The following is a 22426-nucleotide window of genomic DNA, read 5'->3' as shown; positions in this document are numbered from 1 at the left end:
CGTTTCCCGAAATTCCCTCGGTGCACCTCTTGACTAGGGTGTTACCGGTCTGTAACGTTAGAGATGTTACTTACCTGTAACACCCGCATTGCATCATGTCAAACTCGCAAGTGCCGGCCACCAGCCCCGCCCCGATCGGCAAGGGGACGAACCGCACCTTACGGCCTCGGCCGGCGAGCAAGAAAACACCCGATCCGGGGCTTGCCGCGGATCGCCAAAAACCAGGAGCCGCTTCGATGTCGCAGCGCAATGATCTGACGATCGATGAAGTCGTGAGGGATCCGATGATCCGCATGCTGATGAAGGCCGACCGCGTCGACCCGCGGTCCTTCGAGGCGATGCTGCGTGCGCTGGCGGACGAACAGGCCGAGCGCCGCAATGCGCCGCGCCGCCTTGAAGATTTCGGCTTTCTCGAAGATTCCGGCTCAACACGCAGCCGGCGGCTTTCCAGGGTAGCCAGGGCGTTTGGCCGGGCCAGAGCATCGGGCGAGGCGTGCATATCATGGTAAACTTCTTCATTCATCGTCCGATCTTTGCGTCGGCGATCGCCATCATCATGGTGCTCGCCGGAGCGATCTGTTATTTCCTCCTTCCCGTCTCGCAGTTTCCCGACATCACGCCGCCCCAGGTCGTGGTCAGCGCCCATTACCCGGGCGCCAGCGCGCAGGTCGTCGCCGACACGGTGACGACGCCGCTCGAACAGCAGATCAACGGCGTCCAGGGGATGACCTATATGTCGTCGTCGAGCTCCAATGACGGCTCGTCGACGATCACCATCACCTTCGACGTCGGCTACGATCTGAGCACGGCGGCCGTCGACGTCCAGAACCGCGTTTCGCAGGCGGCTTCCTCGTTGCCGGCCATCGTCAACCAGGGCGGCGTGACGATCAAGAAGCAGAACCCGAACTTCGTCCTGATCGTCGACCTCACCTCGCCGGACGGTTCCGTCAACCCGGTCGCGCTGAGCAACCTCGCCTATCTGCAGGTGGTCGATCCGCTGAAGCGCCTGCCCGGCGTCGGCGACGTGCAGATCTTCGGCGAGCGGCGCTATTCGATGCGCATCTGGCTCGACCCCGACAAGCTCGCCAATCTCGGCATTACTGCCGTCGACGTGCAGAACGCCGTCGCCGAGCAGAACGTCCAGGTGGCGGCCGGCAAGATCGGGCAATCACCGGCTCCGGCCGGCACTGCCTTCGAGATGCAGGTCAACGCCGTCGGCAGGCTGAGCGATCCCAAGGAGTTCGGCGACATCGTCGTGCGGGCCAATACCGCCAACGGCTCGCTGGTCAGGCTGCGCGACGTTGCGCGCATCGAACTCGGTGCGCTGCAATATTCGTCGTCGGCCTTCTTCGGCAAGGACCCGACGGTGGTGCTCGCGGTCTACCAGATGCCGGGCTCCAACGCGCTCGATCTGCAGCAGCGCGTCAAGGACAAGATGCAGGAGCTGTCGGCCCGTTTCCCGAAGGGCGTCAGCTACGCCATGCATTACGATACGACACGTTTCGTTTCGGCCTCGATGCACGACGTGCTGATCACGCTCGGCGAAGCGCTGGTCCTGGTCGTCGCCGTGGTGTTTATCTTCCTGCAAAGCTGGCGCACCACGATCATCCCGACGATCGCAATTCCGGTGTCGCTGGTGGCGACGCTGGCCGTCATGCATATGCTTGGCTTCTCGCTGAACATGCTCAGCCTGCTCGGCATGGTGCTGGCGATCGGCCTCGTCGTCGACGACGCCATCGTCGTCGTCGAGAATGTTGAACGCCAACTTGAGGCCGGTCTCAAACCTCTGGCTGCCACGCGCACGGCGATGGCCGAGGTCACTGGCCCGATCATCGCCACGACCGCCGTGCTGATGGCTGTGTTCGTGCCGGTTGCCTTCATTCCCGGCGTGTCCGGCCGGCTCTACAACCAGTTCGCCCTGACGGTGGCGATCTCCTTCGGCATCTCGGCCTTCGTCTCGCTGACGCTTACCCCGTCGCTCAGCGCCGCCTTCCTGCGCCACCGGCCGGAAACGCAGTTCGTGCTGTTCCGCTGGTTCAACATGGGCTTCGAACGGCTGGCGCATGCCTATGCGAATGGTGTGCGCATTCTCATCCGCCTGCGCTGGATCATGCTTGGCGTGTTCGCGGCCGGACTTGTCGCGACCTATTTCGTCTGGCAGCGCCTGCCCTCGACCTTCCTTCCGGTCGAGGACCAGGGCTATTTCTTCGTCGTCATCCAGCTCCCCGACGGGGCCTCGCTGGAACGCACCGACGCGGTGGCGCAAAAGGCACGCGACATCCTGCAGAACACGCCCGGCGTCGACATCGTCGGCTCGATCAGCGGCTTGAACTTCCTGACCAGCGCCGCGCAGTCGAACTCGGCGGTCGAATTCGCGATCCTGAAGCCATGGGACGAACGCGGCCCCGACCAGAGCGCCTCTAAGCTCGTCGCCGACGTGCGCAACAAGCTGCTGCAAATTCCGGAGGCTTTTGCGCTGAGCTTCGATCCGCCGTCGATCCCGGGCATCGGCACCACTGGTGGCTTCGAGTTCCAGGTCGAGGACCTGACCGGCCGCGGCAGCGTGGCGCTCAACGATGCGACGCAAGCGGTGATTGCCGAGGCGCGCAAGCAGCCCGAGCTCAACCCACAGCAATTGTTCTCGTCGTTCTCGACCTCGACGCCGCAGTTCAACTACGATCTCGATCGCGCCAAGGCGAAGCTGCTCGGGCTCAACCTGCCGGACGTGTTCAATACGCTGCAGATCTATCTCGGCTCGCTCTATGTGAACGATTTCAACCTGTTCGGCCGCACCTTCCGGGTAACGATCCAGGCCGACAAGGATTCTCGCGCCGGTCCGGCCGACATATCGCGGCTCTATGTCCGCAATGCGTCGGGTGGGATGGTGCCGCTGAGCACGCTGGGCAAGCTTGTGCCGATCGTCGGCCCCGAGACCGTGCCGCATTACAACAACAATGCGTCGGCCCTGATCAATGGCGGCGCCGCGCCCGGCTTTTCGTCCGGCCAGGCGGTGGCGGCAATGGAACGTGCCGCTGCCACGGCGTTGCCGAGAGACTTCGGCTACGAATGGACCGGCATCACCTATCAGGAGCTCAAGGCGGGATCGATCGCATCCGTTGTCTTTGGTCTCGCGATCGTCTTCGTCTTCCTGATCCTCGCCGCGCAATATGAGAGCTGGGCGATGCCGTTCATGGTGCTGCTGGCGGTGCCGCTCGCATTGTTCGGTGCGTTCGTCGTGCTGTGGCTGCGCGGCATGCAGATCGACGTCTATTCGCAGATCGGGTTCGTCATGCTGATCGGACTGGCGGCCAAGAACGCGATTCTGATCGTCGAGTTTGCCCGGCGCCGGCGCGAAGAAGGCCTCAGCATCGTCGACGCCGCGATGGAAGCGGCGCGGCTTCGGCTGCGACCGATCCTGATGACCGCCTTCGCCTTCATCCTCGGCGTGCTGCCGCTGATGTTCGCTACAGGTGCAGGTGCCGCAAGCCGGCAGTCGATCGGCACCACCGTCTTTGGCGGCATGGTCGCGGCGACGATCCTGTCGCTGGTGTTCGTGCCGGTCTTCTATGCGGTGATCGAGCAGCTGCGCGAGCGCCGCAGCGAGAGCGAACCGGTTTCCGAAGCGACCGAACAACCAACTGCCGAACCCGCCTTCGAGCCATTGGCCGAAGCCGCCGAATAGGACTGGAGAATTGATCATGCGTAAATGGAAAATCGCGCTGGGAACGGCCGTCGCCCTTGGGGCGATTTCGGTGGCGAGCGTTCACCTGCTCGACATGGGCAGCCTCAGCCTCAACGCGGGCACAGCCGGGGCGGCGACACCCAAGCCGGAAGCCTTTGTCATGCCGGTGCCGGTGGTGAGCGTCGTCAAGAAGACGATCCCGATCTATCTCGACTACGCCGCCCGGGTGGAGCCGATCCGCAGCATCACGCTGCAGGCGCGCGTGCCGGGTTATCTGCAGGAGCAGGTCGCCACCGACGGCAGCGACGTGGCGAAGGGCGACCTTCTCTACAAGATCGCGCCGGAGGATTTTCAGGCTGCCCTCGAGCAGGCGAAGGCGCTTATCCAGCGCGACACGGCGACGCTCGACTATGCGCGCTCCAATCTCGGGCGCGGCAGCGAACTCGCCAAGAGCGGCTATCTCGCCAAGGACGTGTTCGACCAGCGCACCAGCACCTTGCGTGAGGCTCAGGCCTCGCTCGCCGTGAACCAGGCCGCCTTGCGGACCGCCGAGCTCAATTTGAGCTATACCGAAATCCGTGCCCCGTTCGCGGGACGCATCGGACGCAGCCAGGCTTCCGTTGGAACGCTGGTCAGCGTTGCCGGCACCGTGCTCAATTCGCTGGTGCAGCTCGATCCGATCTACGTCACCTTCAATCCGAGCGAAACGGACCTGACACAGATCGAGGAAGCCCGGGCCGCGGGACCGATCAGCGTCGACGTCCTGCTTCCCGGTGAAACGGAACCGCGCCAGAAGGGCGATCTTACCTTCATAGACAACACGATCGATCGCTCGACCGGCACCATCACGGCACGGGCGACGATCGGCAACGGCAAGTTCACGCTGCTGCCCGGCCAATATGTCCGCGTCCGGCTGCACGTCAAAGAGCAGCCCGATGCGCTGATGGTACCGCAGACGGCACTCGGCTCAGGCCAGCTCGGCAAATACCTCTATGTCGTTGGCAAGGACAACACGGTCGACCAGCGTATCGTTTCGCTCGGACCGACCAATGGCGATCAGGTCGCCATCTTGAGCGGTGTGGCCGAAGGCGACCGGGTGATTACCGGCAATCTGCAGAAGATCGGCCCGGGAATGCCGGTCTCGCCGCTGCCCGAGAAACCGGCCACCTGATAACCCCCATCAGGTCCGGTTCCGCGGCGCCCTCGGCTCCCACGCCAAGGGCGCCGTTTTGCTATGTTTCGTTCTACGCAATTCCTTGGGGAAAGCGCTACATACGCCGGCTTCGAGAAGCCGGTGTGATGTTCAGCGATGAAAGACGGGTCGGTTTTTGCGGCCGTGCGGCCTGACGGCCTTGCCGGCGCCGCAAGCCAGCCGGCCAAGCGGAAGTCAAGAAATCCACAACCCGCCTCTTGTTAGATTGTCGACAATCTGCTTGTCTTGATTTCGGTTCCCTGGAGCAGCCGAATGGCAAAGCTGGATTTCAGTCCGATCGCGGATACGACACGCAGGGCCGAGATCGTAGGGCTGCTCCGGCGGGCGATCCTGACCGGCCAGCTGGAACCTGGACAGAAGCTCAACGAACTCAGGATTTCCGAGCAGATGCGGGTGAGCCGCGCGCCGCTGCGCGAGGCGATGCGCGAGCTGGTGCAGGAAGGCATCCTGACCAGCATTCCCTACGCCGGAACCTTTGTCATCGACGTCACCGCCAAGGACATCGACGACGCCTATTCGCTCAACAAGGTGCTCGACGAGTTCGCCATCGCGCGGACCTGGCCGCTTCGCGACCAGCGCTTCTTCGACGAACTCGACCGGCGTCATGCGGCGGTGAAGCAGGCGACGCGCGAACTGGACACGACGCGGCAGATCGAAACAGCGCTGCAACTGCATGGCCTGATCCACGAATGGGCCGACAATTCGGTGCTGCTTGAAACGTGGCAACGGCTGACCAGCCGGCTGCAGATGTATTTCGCGTTGCACCAGCGGGCGCGCAACGAGCCGGTGCCTGCCGAAGATGCTCACGAGACCTATGTACGGCTGCTCAAGGGCAGCGACATGCGCGCCGCACAGCGCCACGCCAAGGAGCATATCGACCTGGATTTCGAAGAACTGCTCGCCTATGCGCGCGGGCTGGAACAGCGCGGCTCAAAGGGCGCCGGTGCCGATCGTGCCGGCCGACCTAGAGGCGGCTGAGCCCGACAAATTTGACGGACATCCCGGAACAGAGACAACGGACAGAAAACGTGCAGATCAAAACCATCAAGGCCTACCATGTCGTGCAGCCCTTCGTCGACGGGCCCTACCGCATGTCGAAGGGGCGTGTCGCCGATGCGTTCGACGCGGTGATCGTCGCCGTCACCGCCGATAGCGGGCTAACCGGCTGGGGCGAGATGGCGCCGCTTGGCAATTTCTATTCGCCTGCCTTCGCTGCGGGTACTCGCGCCGGTGTCGTCGAGATCGCGCCGCATCTCATTGGCCATGACCCACGCGGGCTTGCCAGTATCAACAGGCTGATGGACACGGTGTTCAAGGGCCATCCCTACGTCAAGTCGACGCTCGACATGGCGTGCTCGGATCTCGCGGCGCGCGCCGCCGACGTGCCGCTGGTCACCCTGCTTGGCGGGCGCGAAAGCAAGACGGCCGAACTCTACAAAGTCGTCACCCACGGCACGGTCGACGCGATGGCCGCACTCGCCAAGCGCATCGTCAAGGACGGCTTTCATCGGCTGCAAGTCAAGGTCGGCGGCAACGTCCATGACGACATCGAACGCGTCACGGCCATTGCCGCCGCGGTGCCGAAGGGCACCGTCATCTTCTGCGACGCCAATGCCGGTTGGACGTCTTACCAGGCGCGCCAGTTCGTGGATGCGACGCGCACCATCGACTACACGTTCGAGCAGCCCTGCACGACGATCGACGAATGCCTGTCGGTGCGCCGCTCGCTCGACAAGCCGATGGTGCTCGATGAATCCGTCGCCTCGCTTGATGATATGCTCGATATCCATCGCAAGGGCGCGGCCGACGGGCTGACGCTGAAGATCTCACGCCTCGGTGGCGTCACCAAAACGCGCCAGATCCGCGACCTTGCCGTCGACCTCGGCTTCATGATCACGGTCGAGGACACTGGCGGCGCCGAGATCGACACATCGGCCATGGCGCATCTGTCGCTGTCGACGCCGGAGGAGCGCCGGCTGCACGCCATTGCCTTCCACGAATGGGTGACGGTGCGCACCGCATCCAACATGCCGCCGGTTTCGGGCAGCCGCATGGGCATTCCGGACGGGCCGGGCCTCGGCATCGATGTCGTTCCCGGCCTGCTTGGTGCGCCCTTCTTCGAAATCGGCAGCTGAGCTGCAATAAGGCTGCACCCAATCAAGCTGAATATGCCGCGTCCTTCTGACTGCGGAGGCACGGCCGTGTGGATTGACCGCTCATCCAATCGTCTTCGGCCGATTGCAGAGCGACAATGCCCAATTGCCGGTTGAAATATTTTTCATTTGCAAATAGAAATGTTCAAAATGCTGATTCGGACGCTGCGGCGCGTCAGGAACTGGAGGAAACGACATGTCCCATCCGCAATTTGCAGCGGAACTTCTGCAGCGCGCTGAACAGCAGGGGCCGATCACCATCGGGCTTGCCGGCGCCGGACAGATGGGCACCGACATCGTCGTCCAGGTCGCGCTGATGCCGGGCATGCGGATCGGCGCTATTTCCGAAGTCAGGCCGCAGGCAGCGATCGACGCGGCGCTGCTCGCTGGCCATGACCATTCGGACATCGTCCAGGCCGGCAATGCGGCCGCGATCGACCGCGCCATCGAGGCCGGCAAGATCGCGGTGACCGAAGATTTGCATGCACTGGCGGCGGCCGGCCGGATCGACGTCATCATCGACGCGACGGGCAATCCCAATATCGGCACGCTGTTCGCGCTGGAAGTGATGAAGAACGGCAAGCACATCGTCATGCTCAATGTCGAGGCCGACATCACCATTGGCCGTTTCCTCAAGGACGAAGCGCGTAAGGCTGGCGTCGTATATACCGGTGCGGCCGGCGACGAGCCCGCCTGCACGCTGGAGATCATCGGCTTTGCCAAGAGCCTCGGCTTCAACATCATCGCCGCCGGCAAGGGCAAGAACAATCCGCTGAAGATCGACGCCATGCCGGCCGACTACGAGAAGGAGGCGGCCGAGCGCAACATGAATGCGCGCATGCTGGTCGAATTCGTCGACGGCTCGAAGACGGCGATCGAGATGGTGGCGATCGCCAATGCGACCGGGCTGGTGCCCGACGTGCCGGGCATGCACGGCCCGACCGCGACGCTGGAGGAACTGGCCAGCGTGCTTTGCCCGCGCGAGGATGGCGGCGTGCTGCATCGCAAGGGCGTGGTCGATTACTCGATCGGCAAGGGTGTGGCGCCCGGCGTGTTCTGCATCATCGAGACCCGGCATCCGCGTGTGCTGGAGCGCATGATCGACCTCAAGGTCGGCAAGGGGCCCTATTTCACGATCTTCCGGCCCTATCATCTGACCAGCCTGGAAGTGCCGCTGTCGGCGGCGCGTGCGGTGGTCTACAAGCGTGCGGACATGGAGCCGCTCGACCATCCGGTCGCCGAGGCGGTGGCGGTCGCCAAGAGCGATCTTGGTGTGGGCCAATCTCTCGGCATGATCGGCGAGAATGACTATCGCGGCTTCGCCATGACCTGGGGGGATGCGCGCGCCCGCGGCGCCCTGCCGCTCGGCCTTGCCGAACGCGCCAAGGTGGTCAAGCCGCTCAAGACCGGCGACTTCCTGACCTATGAAAATTGTGTACCCGACGATTCGATGGTGATAACCCAGATCCGCCGCCGTCTCGACCAGTCGGACGGACGGTTCGTTACAAACGCAGCCTGACCCCGCCGGATCTCCGCCTGATGGACGATGTCGTAATCGGGATCGACGCCTCGACCACGGCCGTGAAGGCGATTGCCTTCACCCGCGCCGGCGAGGAGCTGTTCCAGGCGCGCGAGACCTATCCGCTTTCAAATCCGAAGCCCGGCCATTTCGAGCAGGAGGCCGAACAGTGGTGGACGGCGCTGCTTGGCGCATTGAAGCAGGTCACCGAGGCGGTCGGCGCAGCGCGGGTGGCGGCGGTTTGCATCGCTCACCAGCGAGAGACCTTCACGCTGGTGAACAGCGCCGGCAAAGCACTCATGCCGGCAATCCTGTGGCTGGACGAACGCGCCCGGCCGCAAGTTATCAGGCTTTCGGCCGAACTCGGCCGCGAGGCGATCCGCGACTGGAGCGGCAAGCCGCCGGACCCGACGCCGGCGCTCTACGCCATTGCCTGGCTTGCCGAGCACCAGCCGCAAGTGCTTCGCCAGGCAGCGGCACTGGTCGACGTGCACGGTTTCTTCGTCCAGCGGCTGACCGGGCGATTGGTCACCAGCACCGCAAGTGCGGATCCGCTCGGGCTGCTCGACGTCGAGAAAGGTACCTGGCATCCCCGCCTCGTTGCGGCCGCCGGACTGCAGACGGAGCAATTGCCCGAGCTGGTCGCGCCAGGCGTGGTCTGCGGCAGTCTTTCCGCAAGCATAGCGCAGCTGACCGGCCTGAGGGCCGGCACGCCGGTCGTTGCCGGCGCTGGGGACGGCCAGGCGATGGGCCTCGGCATGGGCGTCTACGGGGAGGGCAAGAGCTATCTCTCGCTCGGCTCCGGCGTGGTCAGCGGCTGCTATTCCGGCAAGGTGAAAACCTCGGACGCGTTTCGCACGCTGGTTTCGCCGACCGGCTCCGGTTTCATGCTGGAGACCGTGCTGCGCTCGGGCATGCAGCTGGTCGACTGGATCGTGCGAACCACCGGTTCGCCCTCGGCGGCAGCGCTGGAGAAAGTGGCGCTGGATGTTGCCGCGGGCAGCGAGGGCCTGCTCATCATGCCCTATTGGGCCGGCGTCATGAGCCCGTATTGGGACGGTGCGGCGCGCGGCGCCATTGTCGGCCTGTCGCTGGATCACCGGCCGGAGCATCTCTTCCGCGCTGTCCTGGAAGGCATCGCCTTCGAGCAGGCCGTCGCCACCGAGGCCATGGAAGCCCAGGCCGGCGGACCGGCCGCGATGATTGCCGCCGGCGGCGGCACCAATTGCGCGCTGCTCATGCAGATCATGGCAAGCGTGCTCGAGCGGCCGCTCTCGGTTTCGCCGGTCAACGAAGCCGCCGCACTCGGCGCTGCCATGCTGGCGGCAGCGGCTGTCGGCTGGTTTGCCTCGCCGGAAGCCGCCGCGCAGGCAATGGCTGCCGCTCCCACCAGGCATGTCGATCCGGTCGACGGGCTTGTCGCCGCCTATCGCAGCCGCAAGGAAATCTACCGCGACCTTTATCAGGCGACGCGCGACATCCACACCCGCCTCAGCGCTCTCGGCGAAATCTAGCGGTTGAGCAGGCCCTTGGCCGCGTCTTCGTCGGTGATCAGAACCGATACCTTGGTGTTGGCGAGCGCAGCCCGCATTACCGCTACCTTCTCGCTGCCTCCCGACACCAGGATGATGCTCGGGATATCCGACAGATCCTGCAGCGGATAGGCGCAGACGCGGCGGTTGACCTCGTGGTCGACCGGGCGGCCCTCGGCGTCGATGAAATGACACAGAATATCGCCGACGGCACCGGCCGCCTGCAATTCCTCGAGTTCGCTTGGCTTGATGAAGCCGTAATTGGCGATCGGGCTGTCGTTGGAAAACGAGCCGACGCTGAGCACGGCGATGTTTGCCCGGCGTGCACGGAAGACGACGTCCTGAACGCTGCGCTGGCTCATGAAAGCGTCGCGCTGCTCCGGCCTGTCGGCATAGACCGGCACCGGCAGCAGGAAGCACTCCGCACCGATCTTTTCGGCGAAATCCCAGGCGCTTTCTGTCGGGTTAAGCGGCTGGGCATGGGTGAGGCCGCCAAGCATCGAAACCACCGTCGTCCTGGCGATGGGCCGCCGCGGCAATTCATTGATGGCAAATTTCAGTGTCCGCCCCCAGCCCAGTGCGATGACATCGCCGGCATTCACATGGTCGGCCAGGTAGGCGGCGGCGGCGTGGCCGATCATCAGCGGCGCGTTGCTTCGGTCGGCCGCCGACGGCACGACAACAGCCTGGCTGAGCCCGAACCGCTGCTTGAGGCTTTCCTCCAAAATCACGCATTCGACGACGCTGTCGCGGATGCGAAACTGGACGACACCCTCTTCGCGGGCGGCGGAGAGAATGCGATGCACTTTGATGCGGCCGACGCCGAGAATTTCGGAAATCCGCTCCTGTGTAAGACCCTCGACGTAATAGTGCCAGGCGGCGCGGGCCTTGAGTTCGGCGTCGGGGAAGCGCGAGGCTTTTTCGTTCTCAACGATCGTCATCTGTTTGCCTTGCCGCAGCCGCCGGCTCTGCTCATGATATTCCAATCCGGCGACTTCGAAATGCCCAAGATTTCGGAGACCTTGCGTAAGGCAAACCGGCGGACAGCGCAAACCCGTCGTCGAATGAAGCGGCAGGCCTTGACAATTTTCCGACGAACAGTTTAGCTGAACAAAATTGCATGTTAAAGATAAATTGTTCACAGGGAGGGGCCTGGTGAGCAAAGTGGCCCGGTGATGCAGCGCCGGATTGCTGTGGAGGAGACAAAGTGGCTGTGAGCAACGACGCAAGCAATTTGAAGGCAGGCGAGTTGAAGGCAGGCTCTGGCGCGCAGGCTACGGCGGGCGCAAGGTTTTCGGCTGTCTTTGCCGGAACCATGGGTCCGCTGATCGGGCTGGCTCTGCTGTGCCTGGCGCTCTCGCTGACTACCGACACGTTCCTGACCATCCGCAACATCCTCAACGTGCTCGACCAGGTCACCGTGCTCGGCATCATGGCGATCGGCATGACGCTGGTCATCCTGATCGGCGGCATCGACCTGTCCGTCGGCTCGGTGCTGGCGCTGGCTTCCATGGTGATGGGCTTCGTCGCCCATCCGGACTATCTCAATCTCGGCCTGCCCGCCGGCATCGCCGCGGCCCTCGTCGTCGCCGGTCTTTGCGGCCTGGTTTCGGGCCTGCTGGTGACGGTCACCAGGCTACCGCCCTTCATCGCCACGTTGGCGATGATGTCGGTGGCGCGCGGCCTCGCCAACATGATCACCGACGGCTCGCAGATCGTCGGCTTTCCCGACTGGTTCACCAGCCTGTCGATAATCCGCCATTTCGGATTCCTCTCGGTCACCGTCGGGCTGATGATCGTGCTTGCCGTCATTTTCGCGATCTTCCTGAATTATCGCGCTACCGGCCGCAGCCTGTACGCAATCGGCGGCAGCGCCGAAGTCGCCCGGCTGTCCGGCATACCGGTCAAGTCGCTGACAAACTGGGTCTATGCGATCTGCGCCGTGCTGGCCGGTCTCGCCGGCATCGTGCTTGCCGCCCGGCTCGATTCCGTCCAGCCGAGCTCCGGCCTTGGCTACGAACTCGACACCATCGCGGCGGTGGTGATCGGCGGCGCCAGCCTGTCGGGCGGCGTCGGTTCGATCGGCGGCACAGCCATCGGCGTCCTCATCATCGGCGTGCTGCGCAACGGGCTGAACCTGCTCGGTGTCTCGCCCTTCATCCAGCAAGTGGTTATCGGCGTGGTGATCGCGCTGGCGGTGGCCACCGACACGTGGCGGCGCCGAGCACAATGAAGAATGGGGCACAATGAAGAATTGGGCTCAATGAGATTCGCCCCGATATTCGGGCGAAAACGGATCGGTGATCCGAAACTGGGAGTTGTTCGGCCAAGGGGCGCCGCGATGCGCGGGCAGGACAGATTGAACATCAACGGAGGAATAAACATGCTGACCAAACGTTCATTGCTGCTTGCCGCCGCGGCCGTCATCCCGCTGCTTGGCCTGTCCGACATGGCCTCGGCCAAGGAGGCCAAAAAGCTCGGGCTCGCCGTCGCCAATCTGCAGGCCGACTTCTTCAACCAGATCAAGCAGTCCGTCGAAGCCTACGGCAAGGAAAAGGGCATCGAGGTCGTTACCGTCGACGCCAAGGGCGATTCGGCGACTCAGGTCAGCCAGGTGCAGGACCTGATCACGCAGAACATCGATGCGCTGATCTATATTCCGGCCGGCGCCACCGCCGCCACCGTGCCGACCAAGACCGCCAAGGCTGCCGGCATCCCGGTCGTCAATGTCGACCGCAACGCCGATGGCGCGCCCGGCGATACCTTCATCGCAACCAACAGCGTGGCATCGGCCAAGGCGGTTTGCGACTACATCGCCAAGCAGGCCGGCGGCAAGGGCGAGCTGATCATCATCCACGGCCAGAAGGGCACGACGCCCGAAGTCGACCGCTCGAAGGGCTGCGGCGAAGCGCTGAAAGGCTATCCCGACATCAAGGTTGTCGGAGAATTGTGGAGCGAAGGCTGGCACCAGGACGAAGGTTTCAAGCTGACGCAGGATCTGTTGCAGTCGCACCCCGACGTGTCGATCGTCATCGGCCAGGCCGATGCGCTGGCGCTCGGTGCGGCGCAGGCGGTCAAGGTCGCCAATCCCGGCCATAAGGTCTGGGTTGCCGGCTTCGACGGCGATGTGGCGGCGCTCAAGGCACTGAAGGACGGCGTCTTCGACGTGACCGCGACGCAGCAAACCCAGGGCATGGGCCGGCTCGCCGTCGACGCAGCAATCAAGCTGGTGGCCGGCGAGACCATTCCCGCCGAACAACTGCAGGATGCGACGCTGACCACCAAGGACAATGTCGAGCAGTTCATCGCCAAGCATCCCTGATTGAGACCAGTCCGGCAGTCGACGAGCGCAACGATGTCCACCGATCCTCGCCACACGCACAGCGCCAATAACGGGCTCGTCGTCAGCGGCCTCTGCAAAAGCTACGGGCCGGTGCAGGTCCTGGCCGATGCGAGCTTCGAGGTGCGGCCGGGCGAGGTCGTGGCGCTGCTTGGCGAAAACGGCGCCGGCAAGTCCACCGTCTCGAACATCATCGCCGGCTCGACCAAACCCGATGCTGGCACCATCTCCTGGCGGGGGAACCCTTATTCCCCCGCCAATCCTGCCGCGGCGATCGACGCCGGCATCGGCATGATCCACCAGGAGCTGAAGCTCTTGCCCGATCTGTCGGTCGCCGAAAATGTCTATGTCGGCCGCCTGCCGATGCGTGGCGGCCGCATCGACCGCGCGGCAATGAACGCACGGGCATCGGCCCAGTTGAAGCGCCTCGGCCTCGATGTCTCGCCCGAGCGCAAGGTGCGCACGCTGCGTATCGCCGCCCAGCAGCAGGTCGAGATCGCCAAGGCGCTGACGCTCAATGCCGAGCTGCTGATCTTCGACGAACCGACGGCCGCCCTTGGCGGCGAGGAAACGGAGCTCCTGTTCCAGCAGATCCGCAAGCTCAAGGCGGAAGGCATGTCCTTCATCTATATCAGCCACCGGCTGGACGAGATCGCCCAGATCGCTGATCGCGTGGTGGTGATGCGCGACGGGCGCATCGTCGCCCGGCACGAGCGCGCCGACATTCCGGTGCGCACCGTCGTCGAGCAAATGGTCGGCCGCAGTGTCGAGCGGATGTTCCCTACGATATCGGCGCCGGGCAACGACACGCTGCTCGAGGTCGAGAACCTGTCCTCGCCGGAACGCAGCTTTCAAAATGTCAGCTTTTCAGTGCGGGCCGGCGAAATCCTCGGCATTGCCGGGCTGATCGGCGCCGGACGCACGGAGCTGGTGCGGGCGATCGCCGGTGCCGATCCGATCTCATCGGGATCGGTGCGCGTCGCCGGCAAGCCGGTGCATCTCAATGGCCCGGCGGCGGCGATCAAGGCCGGCGTCGTCCTGGTACCGGAAGACCGCAAGGCGCAGGGCGTGGTGCTCGACCAGACGATCGGCGAGAACCTGGCGATCGGCAATTTCGACCATGTCGCGCCGAATGGCTGGGTGTTTCCGAAGGCGGTGCAGAAATTCGCCGAGGCCGGCATTCGCCGGCTTGGCGTCAAGGGCCGGCCGAACCAGGCGGTCAGCAAGCTTTCAGGCGGCAACCAGCAGAAGGTGATCATCGCCAAATGGGTGTCGCGCCCGCCCAAGGTGTTCATCCTGGACGAGCCGACGCGCGGCATCGACGTCGGTGCACGCGCCGCGATCTATGATGTCATCGCCGACCTTGCCCGCTCCGGCATGGCGGTGGTGGTGGTGAGCTCCGACCTCGAGGAAGTGCTCGGCCTGTCACATCGCGTGCTGGTGCTGAGCCGCGGCCGGCAACGCGGCATTCTCGACCGCAGCGAAGCAAGCAATATCGCCGTGATGGAACTAGCCACGAGCTAGGACGCCCATCGAAACAAAGCGCAGCAGGTGGTATCCTCCCGGGCACCAGACCGCGCGGGGCGCCAGCAACAGAGTTGGCGCCCCTTTATTTCCGGAGGACGGCGGTTGGAGCAGAGGGACCGACGATGAAATTATTCGACCTTCATGGTGACGTGGCACTTGTGACAGGCGCCGGCAGCGGCATCGGGCAGGCAATCGCCATTGGGCTGGCCGAGGCCGGCGCCGACATAGCCTGCTTCGGCCATGCCTCGAAAGGCGGGCTGGAGGAGACCGCGCACCGGATCACGGCACTCGGCCGCAAGGCGCTGGTGCTGACCGGCACGGTGACTTCAGAGGCCGATCTCGCGGCCGCGATCGAGTGTACGGAGATGGAACTCGGCGCGTTGACCATCGCCGTCAACAATGCCGGCGTCGCCGGAGCTGAGCCGGCAGAGACGCTGTCGCTGGAGAAATGGCAGAAGCTCTATGACGTCAACGTCAGCGGCGTGTTCCTGTCCTGCCAGGCCGAGGCCCGCGCCATGCTGACGCGACGCAAGGGCTCGATCATCAACATCGCGTCGATGTCGGGCTCGATCGTCAATCGCGGTCTGACCCAGGCGCATTACAATTCGTCGAAGGCCGCGGTGATCCACATGTCGAAGAGCCTCGCCATGGAATGGGCCGATCGCGACCTGCGCGTCAATGTCGTCAGCCCCGGCTACACGCTGACGCCGATGAACAAGCGGCCGGAGGTCGCCGACCAGGTCAGGATCTTTGAGCGCGACACGCCGATGGGCCGCATGGCGGCGCCGGAAGAGATGGTCGGCCCGACCGTGTTCCTGGCCAGCCGCGCCTCGAGTTTCGTCACCGGCATCGACCTGATCGTCGATGGCGGCTTCGTCTGCTGGTAGGAGAAAAGATGCAGAAGCGATTCCAGGGAAAAACGGCGGTCATCACCGGCGCCAGCGGCGGCATCGGCGCGGCAATGGCCAGGCGCTTCGCGGCGGAAGGTGCCGCGGTCGTCGTCAGCGCCATCGACGCGCGCGTCGAAGAGGTCGCCGCCGATCTCAAGGCTGCGGGCGCCAGGGTCGCATCGCTGCGCATGGATGTGACGAAGAAAGACGAAGTCGTCGCCCTCTATGACCTGGCCGAGCAGGAGTTCGGCCGCGTCGATATCTCCGTGCAGAATGCCGGTGTCATCACCATCGCCAGGATCGAGGCGATGACCGAGGCCGAATGGGACAAGGTGATGGCGGTCAACACCAAGGGCGTGTTCCTGTGCTGCCAGGAGGCGATCGCGCGCATCCGCAAGCATGGCGATGGCGGCCGGCTGATCAACACCGCATCCGGCCAGGCGCGGCAGGGCTTTATCTACACGCCGCATTATGCGGCGTCGAAATTCGGCGTCGTCGGCGTCACCCAGAGCCTGGCCAAGGAAGTGGCGAAGGAGAAGATCACCGTCAACGCGATCTGCCCCGGGATCATCGACACCGATATGTGGGCCTATAACGACGCCGCATGGGGCAAGTTGATGGGCGAGTACAAGCCCGGCGAGTTGATGGCCGAATGGGTGAAGAACATCCCGATGGGCCGCGCCGGCAGCGGCGAGGATGTCTCCGGCCTGGTCAGCTTTCTCGCCAGCGACGATGCGGCCTACATCACCGGCCAGACCATCAATGTCGATGGCGGCCTGATCATGTCGTGAGCGGCGCGGGCCGACGTACCATCGACCGGATATGAATGCCGCTTCGCTGCGTTCAGGCTGCTCGGCCCGCCCGAGCCAATCCATGTTCCACGAGCCGGTCGATGATTTCGGAATAGCTGACGCCGCTTGCCGCCATTGCCTTGGAATACATGCTGATGTCGGTGAAGCCGGGGATGGTGTTGATTTCATTGACCAGGAACTGCATGTCCGGCGTCAGAAAGAAGTCGATGCGGGCCATCCCGTCACAGCCGACGGCTCTGAAAGCCCTTGCGGCCACGTCCCGCATGCCTGCCTCGACCTCCGGCGGCAGATCGGCCGGCACTCTTAGCGCCGCGCCGTTCTCGTCGATGTATTTGGCATCGTAGCTATAGAAATCGTGGCTTTCGGCCGGCACGATCTCGCCTGGCCGCGAGACGAACAGGTCGCCTGCCGGGTCCTCCAACACGCTATATTCGATCTCGCGCCCACGAATGAATTCCTCAGCCAACAGCTTGCAATCGTGCCGGAAGGCTTCAGCAAGCGCTCCATCGAATTCCTGGCTGGCATGGACTTTTCCGACGCCGACAGACGATCCCTGACGCGCCGGTTTGATGAAGAACGGCAGGCCGAGCTCGCCTTCCAGTGTGGCGAGGGCGGGCGCCGCACCTTCATGGATCGTCACTGAGCGCGCGATTGGCAGCCCCGCCGCTTCCAGGAGCCGTTTGGCGATGTCCTTGTCCAGCGCGGTTGCCGAACCCAGGATGCCGCAGCCGGCGAGCGGCACCCGAGCCACCTCGGCCACCCCCTGTACCGAGCCGTCTTCGCCATGAGAGCCGTGCAGTACGGGAAACAGGATGTCGATCTTCGGCAGGTCATAGGGCGTGCCGTCGGCCGGGATCGCCATCATCCGTCCGTGCCCGCCCGGAACCAGGCAAACTTCCAAACCGCCCGCAGGCTTTGCGAGCGTACCATCCTGGAAGCTGCTCAGCAGCCACTGTCCTTCGCGCGTGACGAAGATTGGGACGGCATCGTATTTGGCGGGCAGCAGCGCACGCATGACATTGGTTGCTGAAAGCACCGAAACGTCATGCTCGGCGGAACGTCCGCCAAAGAGCACGGCGATGCGCAGTCTGTTCAAGGAAGAGGTCTGCTGCATTGTATCGGTACCCTATCTTGCGGCTCGCATACGGGATGATCGGCAACCTTGGCTTTTTTCGAACCGATCTGCGGATCCATGTAAAAAGACGGGCCGTGAAATTGGCACCGGCGTTATTCGTTGCGCGACATGACCGTTGGTATATATAATTTCATCTCATGAAAGTGGCTCTGGGCGAGTTGCGGAGCCAACAGCCGAGATCATGGGACTTTGATGGTTTGCCCCTCAAGACCGGCGATCGATCCGTGGATGACTGCTTTGGCAGCAATCCTTCGGCAGTCATGACGCGGCCGGTCCCGCCACATCTTCACCAATTTGGGCACCACCCCCGTTTTGCGCCGGCATCCGCTTCGGCAGCATTGTGGCGCCTACGGCCTTGCGCAACGACCAGCTTTTCCAACACAATCAAAAAAAGACGCAAGAAGGGAACTAACGATAATTTCCACCAGAGCTTGACAGGAGAACAAGCATGTCACTTCGGAGCATGATTTCGAATTTCTCAATGGGAGCCTTAACACTTGCCGCAGCGAGCGCGCTGACGTCTTCGGCCTATGCGGCGGCGCCGGAATCCAACGACCCGATCAAGATCGCGCTGTTCGATTGGACCAGCGTCAATCTGAACGCCAAGATACTCGGCGGCATCCTCGAAAAGCTCGGCTATACCGTCGAGTATCCGACCGCGGACTATCTCTCCAGCCTGACCACCGGCCTGACCAATGGCGACATCGATGTCGGCCTGGAATTCTGGGACACGACGGCCGGCGAGGCGATGAAGGCCTCGGACGCGACGGGCCAGACCGAACGCCTCGGCAAGCTCGGACCCAAGGCCAAGGAAGAATGGTGGTTTCCCGAATATATGAAAGAGAAATGCCCCGGCCTGCCGAACTGGGAAGCGCTGAAAGACCCGAAATGCGCCGAGGCCTTCTCGACGGCCGAAACCGCGCCGAAGGGGCGTTATCTTGGCGGACCCGTGACATGGGAAGGTTTTGACGACGAACGCGTCGAGGCGCTGAAACTGCCCTTCACCGTCATCCATGCCGGCACCGACGCGGCGATGTTCGCCGAACTGGACTCGGCCTATCAGCGCAAGGCGCCGATCATGCTGTGGATCTATTCGCCGCATTGGGCGCCAGCCAAATACAAGGGCGAATGGGTCGAATTCCCCGACTATACGACAGAGTGCTACACTGACCCGAAATGGGGTGTGAACCCCGACGCGAAATATGACTGCGGCAAGCCGCATGGCGAGATCTGGAAATATTCCTGGGCCGGCATGAAGGACAAATGGCCGGTCGCCTACAAGGTCGCGAAAAACTACACGGTCGATACCGACGAGCTCAACAAGATGAGCGGCGAGATCGATCTCGAAGGCAAGACGCCGGAAGACGTCGCCGCCGCCTGGATCGCCGCCCACGAAGCCGACTGGAAAGCCTGGGCCGAGTGACCGTCTGACTGGAAACGCGACGACCCGGCCAGTCAGGGCCGGGTCTCGATCCCCTATTCCAGAAGGACGATTGCATGAGCGATACGATTGAACAGGCGGTGAAAGCAACGGGCAAGGATGCCCGCCCGATAAAGCTTGGCTGTCGCAATGTCTGGAAGCTGTTCGGGGCGGACGCGGCCGATTTCATCCGCCGGCGCGACGGCAAGGCCAGCCTGGCGGACATCGCCGCTGCCGGACTGGTTGGCGCGGTGCGCGCCGTCGATCTCGAAATCCGCCAGGGCGAGATCTTCATCATCATGGGACTTTCGGGGTCAGGCAAGTCGACGCTGGTGCGCTGCATGTCACGGCTGATCGAGCCGACCCACGGCAAGGTCGAGTTTGAAGGCAAGGACCTGCTCAAGATTTCCGATGCCGCGCTGATCGAGCTGCGACGCCATCGCATGGGCATGGTGTTCCAGAATTTTGCCTTGCTGCCGCATCTCAACGTACTGGAGAACATCGCCTTTCCCTTGGGCATCCAGGGGCAGGACCGGCCGACGCGCGAGAAGCGGGCCCGTGAAGTCATCGAGCTGGTTGGCTTGCGCGGCCGCGAGCATTTCTATCCGCGCGAGCTTTCCGGCGGACAGCAGCAGCGTGTCGGCATCGCCCGCAGCCTCGCCACAAAGCCGGAAATCTGGTTCCTCGACGAGCCGTTCTCGGCTCTCGATCCGCTGATCCGCCGTGAGATGCAGGACGAGCTGATGCGGCTGCAGACCATGCTGCACAAGACCATCGTCTTCATCACCCATGATTTCGACGAGGCCATCCGGCTGGCCGACCGGATCGCCATCATGAAGGACGGCGAGGTCATCCAGATCGGCACGCCGGAAGAGCTGGTGGTCAACCCTGCGACCGACTATGTCGCCGAATTCACCCGCGATGTCGATCGCGCCAAGGTGATCTCGGCGCGCCGCCTGATGCGCGCCTGCGACGGCGCCGAGTACGGCGGCACGGTCGCGCCGGATGCCAAGATATCAAGTTTTTGTGCAGATATCGTCTCTGCCGGCAAGCCCTTCGCGGTGGTCAACGGCACCGGCAAGCCGATCGGCGAAGTCACGCCGCAGGCGGTGGTCGATCTTCTCGCCGGCATCGAGCGTCGTGGGGCCGGCGGATGACCGTCACGGCAAGCGCCAGCGCAGCGAGGCCCCGGCCGGTTCAAACCTGGCTGGCGATCTGGGCCTGTGCGCTCGCCGCCGTGCTTATTGTCTTCCTGCTGCAGGAAAGCCTGCCCTGGGCGGTCAATTACCCGGCCGGCGCGATCGTTCCTGTCGCTGACTGGGTCGGTGCGCTGATGAACTGGGTGAAGTCGAACTTCTCCTGGCTGACCCGCTCGATCACCGCGGTGCTTGGCGTGCCGCTCGATTTCGCGCTCGGTCTTCTGGCCAAGAATTTCAAGATCGGCCATGGTGCGGATATGATCGTCTTGCCGCGCCTGTCCTGGGTCGGCGTGTGCGCTGCCGCCTACCTTGCCGGACGCGCCGCCGGCGGCTGGAAGCTGGGTGCGCTGGCCGGCGGCTGTTTTCTCTACATCGCGCTGTTCGGGCAGTGGACCAGCGCCATGCTGACGCTGGGCTTGATCTCGATCGCCGTGCCGTTTTGCATTGTCACCGGGCTGTTCGCCGGCATCTGGGCATGGCGCAAGCCTTGGGCGGAGAGGTTGTTGATCTCCCCTGCCCTCGATCTGATGCAGACGATCCCGACCTTCGCCTATCTGATCCCGATGCTGCTTCTGTTCGGCAACAGCCCGGTCTCGGCAATGATCGCGACGGCAATTTTCGCGACGCCGCCAATGGTGCGGGCGACGATGCTCGGCCTGTCGCGGGTGCCGTCAGAGATCGACGATTTCAGCGAGATGGCCGGCTGCACGGCACGGCAGAAGCTGTGGCGGGTGCTGTTGCCGTCGGCGCGGCCGACATTGATGGTCGGCGTCAACCAGGTCATCATGCTGGCGCTCAATATGGTGATCATCGCCTCGATGATCGGTGCCGGTGGGCTCGGCTATGACGTGCTTTTGGCGTTGCGCGCGCTCAAGGTCGGCGAGGCGATGGAAGCTGGCCTCGCGATCGTCGCACTGGCAATTGCACTCGACCGGCTGAGCCAGGCGATCGCGCACAATCACGCCAAGGGCAATGTCCGCCACCAGGCCAGCACCAGTTTCTGGCGGCGCTATCCCAATCTGACGCTGGCCGTTGCCATCCTCGCCGTCGCCACGCTGCTCGGCCTGTTCGTGCCGGCGTTCGCCACGGTGCCGAAGGCGATCACCTTCACCACCGCGCCTTTGTGGAAGGCGGCGGTGAACTGGATCACCATCAACTTCTTCGACACGATCGAAGCGTTCCGCGTGGCGCTTATCCTCAACGTGCTGAACCCGGTGCGCGCCTTCTGCGAGGGCTTTCCGTGGCTGGGCGCGGTGTGTCTCCTCGGCCTTGCCGGCTACCAGCTCGGCGGCTTGCGCCTCGCCGCCCTGGTCGCGGCTTTGACAGCGTTCTGCGCCGTCACCGGACTTTGGGAAAAGACCATGGCGACGGTCTATTTGTGCGGCATCTCCGCCTTTATCGCCTGCCTGATCGGCATCCCGATCGGGCTGATGGCATCGCGCAGCGACCGCTTCGAAAAGACCGTCACGCCGGTCATCGACACGCTGCAGGTGCTGCCGTCGTTCTGCTTCATCATTCCGGTGGTGATGCTGTTCAGGGTCGGCGACGTCACCGCGATGATCGCCACCGTCGCGTTCGCCGTGGTGCCGGCGATCCGCTACACCAATCACGGGATCCGGCAGGTGCCGCCGGCGCTGATCGAGGCGGCGAAGGTTTCGGGCTGCACCAGGCGCCAGACCTTCTTTCGCGTGCAGCTGCCGCTGGCGTTGCCCGAGATCATGCTCGGCGTCAACCAGACCATCCTGATGGCGCTGGCGATGATCATCATCTGCGCCATGGTCGGCACGCGCGATCTCGGCCAGGAGGTGTTCATCGCCCTGTCCAAGGCCGATTCCGGTCGCGGCATCGTCGCCGGCCTAGCCATCGCCTTCATCGGCATCGTCGCAGACCGGCTGTTCAACGCCTGGACGGCGAAGGCTCGGGCAAGGCTGGGATAGTCCGGAATAGGACGGCCTCAGGAAGCTGCCGCCAAGCGCGCCGTTAACGAGGCACCGATCCCTACGT

17 protein-coding genes are annotated in these 22426 nt (G+C 63.7%); 15 read left to right on the top strand and 2 right to left on the bottom strand.

Going from position 1 to position 22426, the window contains the following annotated elements; translation table 11 throughout:
* Positions 1–236 precede the first annotated feature (236 nt).
* From NKH67_RS09165 to NKH67_RS09135, 7 genes are all read left to right on the top strand, one after another.
* Positions 237–509 (top strand): hypothetical protein, encoded by a 273-nt coding sequence (locus NKH67_RS09165; RefSeq protein WP_031211028.1) that lies wholly within the window; start codon positions 237–239, stop codon positions 507–509.
* Complete coding sequence (locus NKH67_RS09160; protein ID WP_352473392.1) at positions 503–3682, top strand: efflux RND transporter permease subunit; 3180 nt, start codon at positions 503–505, stop codon at positions 3680–3682. Before NKH67_RS09165 ends, NKH67_RS09160 begins: the two co-directional genes overlap by 7 nt.
* Positions 3683–3698: 16 nt before the next feature.
* Positions 3699–4853: an efflux RND transporter periplasmic adaptor subunit gene (locus NKH67_RS09155; protein ID WP_352466107.1), complete on the top strand. Its 1155-nt coding sequence runs from the start codon at positions 3699–3701 to the stop codon at positions 4851–4853.
* Positions 4854–5147: 294 nt separating this feature from the next.
* Entirely contained in the window at positions 5148–5873 is a 726-nt protein-coding gene (locus NKH67_RS09150) for a GntR family transcriptional regulator (protein WP_352473393.1), read from the top strand.
* A gap of 50 nt (positions 5874–5923) precedes the next feature.
* Positions 5924–7030, top strand: a complete 1107-nt coding sequence (locus NKH67_RS09145) for a mandelate racemase/muconate lactonizing enzyme family protein (RefSeq protein ID WP_352473395.1) — start codon at positions 5924–5926, stop codon at positions 7028–7030.
* Between the two features lie 214 nt (positions 7031–7244).
* Positions 7245–8567, top strand: coding sequence for an NAD(P)H-dependent oxidoreductase (locus NKH67_RS09140; RefSeq protein ID WP_352473396.1), 1323 nt, complete (start codon positions 7245–7247; stop codon positions 8565–8567).
* A 20-nt stretch (positions 8568–8587) separates the two neighbouring features.
* Positions 8588–10081 carry a xylulokinase gene (locus tag NKH67_RS09135; RefSeq protein ID WP_352918005.1) on the top strand — a complete coding sequence of 498 codons (1494 nt, stop codon included), beginning with the start codon at positions 8588–8590 and terminating at the stop codon, positions 10079–10081.
* On the opposite strand, the gene NKH67_RS09130 is transcribed toward NKH67_RS09135, so the two are convergent.
* Entirely contained in the window at positions 10078–11040 is a 963-nt protein-coding gene (locus tag NKH67_RS09130) for a sugar-binding transcriptional regulator (protein ID WP_352918007.1), read from the bottom strand. The genes NKH67_RS09135 and NKH67_RS09130 overlap by 4 nt on opposite strands.
* 308 nt (positions 11041–11348) lie before the next feature.
* Between NKH67_RS09130 and NKH67_RS09125 the strand changes: the two genes are divergently transcribed.
* The 5 genes from NKH67_RS09125 to NKH67_RS09105 all read left to right on the top strand — a co-directional run bounded on the left by NKH67_RS09125 (position 11349) and on the right by NKH67_RS09105 (position 16647).
* Entirely contained in the window at positions 11349–12332 is a 984-nt protein-coding gene (locus NKH67_RS09125; RefSeq protein WP_502893735.1) for an ABC transporter permease, read from the top strand.
* Between the two features lie 150 nt (positions 12333–12482).
* Entirely contained in the window at positions 12483–13421 is a 939-nt protein-coding gene (locus tag NKH67_RS09120) for a sugar ABC transporter substrate-binding protein (protein WP_023674026.1), read from the top strand.
* 33 nt (positions 13422–13454) lie between these two features.
* A complete protein-coding gene (locus tag NKH67_RS09115; protein ID WP_352473403.1) occupies positions 13455–14963 on the top strand; it encodes a sugar ABC transporter ATP-binding protein in 1509 nt (502 codons plus the stop codon).
* Between the two features lie 125 nt (positions 14964–15088).
* The gene (locus tag NKH67_RS09110; protein ID WP_353030634.1) at positions 15089–15853 is read left to right on the top strand and encodes an SDR family oxidoreductase; all 765 of its coding nucleotides are present in this window, start codon (positions 15089–15091) and stop codon (positions 15851–15853) included.
* Between the two features lie 8 nt (positions 15854–15861).
* Positions 15862–16647, top strand: a complete 786-nt coding sequence (locus NKH67_RS09105) for a glucose 1-dehydrogenase (RefSeq protein ID WP_352918011.1) — start codon at positions 15862–15864, stop codon at positions 16645–16647.
* Between the two features lie 52 nt (positions 16648–16699).
* Here the strand turns inward: NKH67_RS09105 and NKH67_RS09100 are convergent, their stop codons facing one another.
* On the bottom strand, positions 16700–17782 hold the full coding sequence (locus NKH67_RS09100) for a D-alanine--D-alanine ligase family protein (RefSeq protein ID WP_352918013.1): 1083 nt from the start codon (positions 17780–17782) through the stop codon (positions 16700–16702).
* 469 nt (positions 17783–18251) lie between these two features.
* On the opposite strand from NKH67_RS09100, the gene NKH67_RS09095 reads away from it, so the two are divergent.
* The 3 genes from NKH67_RS09095 to NKH67_RS09085 all read left to right on the top strand — a co-directional run bounded on the left by NKH67_RS09095 (position 18252) and on the right by NKH67_RS09085 (position 22359).
* Positions 18252–19226: an ABC transporter substrate-binding protein gene (locus NKH67_RS09095; protein WP_352918014.1), complete on the top strand. Its 975-nt coding sequence runs from the start codon at positions 18252–18254 to the stop codon at positions 19224–19226.
* A gap of 74 nt (positions 19227–19300) precedes the next feature.
* Positions 19301–20380, top strand: a complete 1080-nt coding sequence (locus NKH67_RS09090; RefSeq protein WP_353030632.1) for a quaternary amine ABC transporter ATP-binding protein — start codon at positions 19301–19303, stop codon at positions 20378–20380.
* On the top strand, positions 20377–22359 hold the full coding sequence (locus NKH67_RS09085) for an ABC transporter permease (RefSeq protein WP_352612316.1): 1983 nt from the start codon (positions 20377–20379) through the stop codon (positions 22357–22359). Before NKH67_RS09090 ends, NKH67_RS09085 begins: the two co-directional genes overlap by 4 nt.
* The last annotated feature ends 67 nt before the right edge of the window (positions 22360–22426 follow it).

This window comes from Mesorhizobium sp. M0968, from assembly GCF_040319065.1.
Lineage (GTDB): Bacteria > Pseudomonadota > Alphaproteobacteria > Rhizobiales > Rhizobiaceae > Mesorhizobium.
The sequence above is the reverse complement of the archived record's forward strand: the minus strand, read 5'-3'. Positions and strand labels throughout refer to the sequence as shown.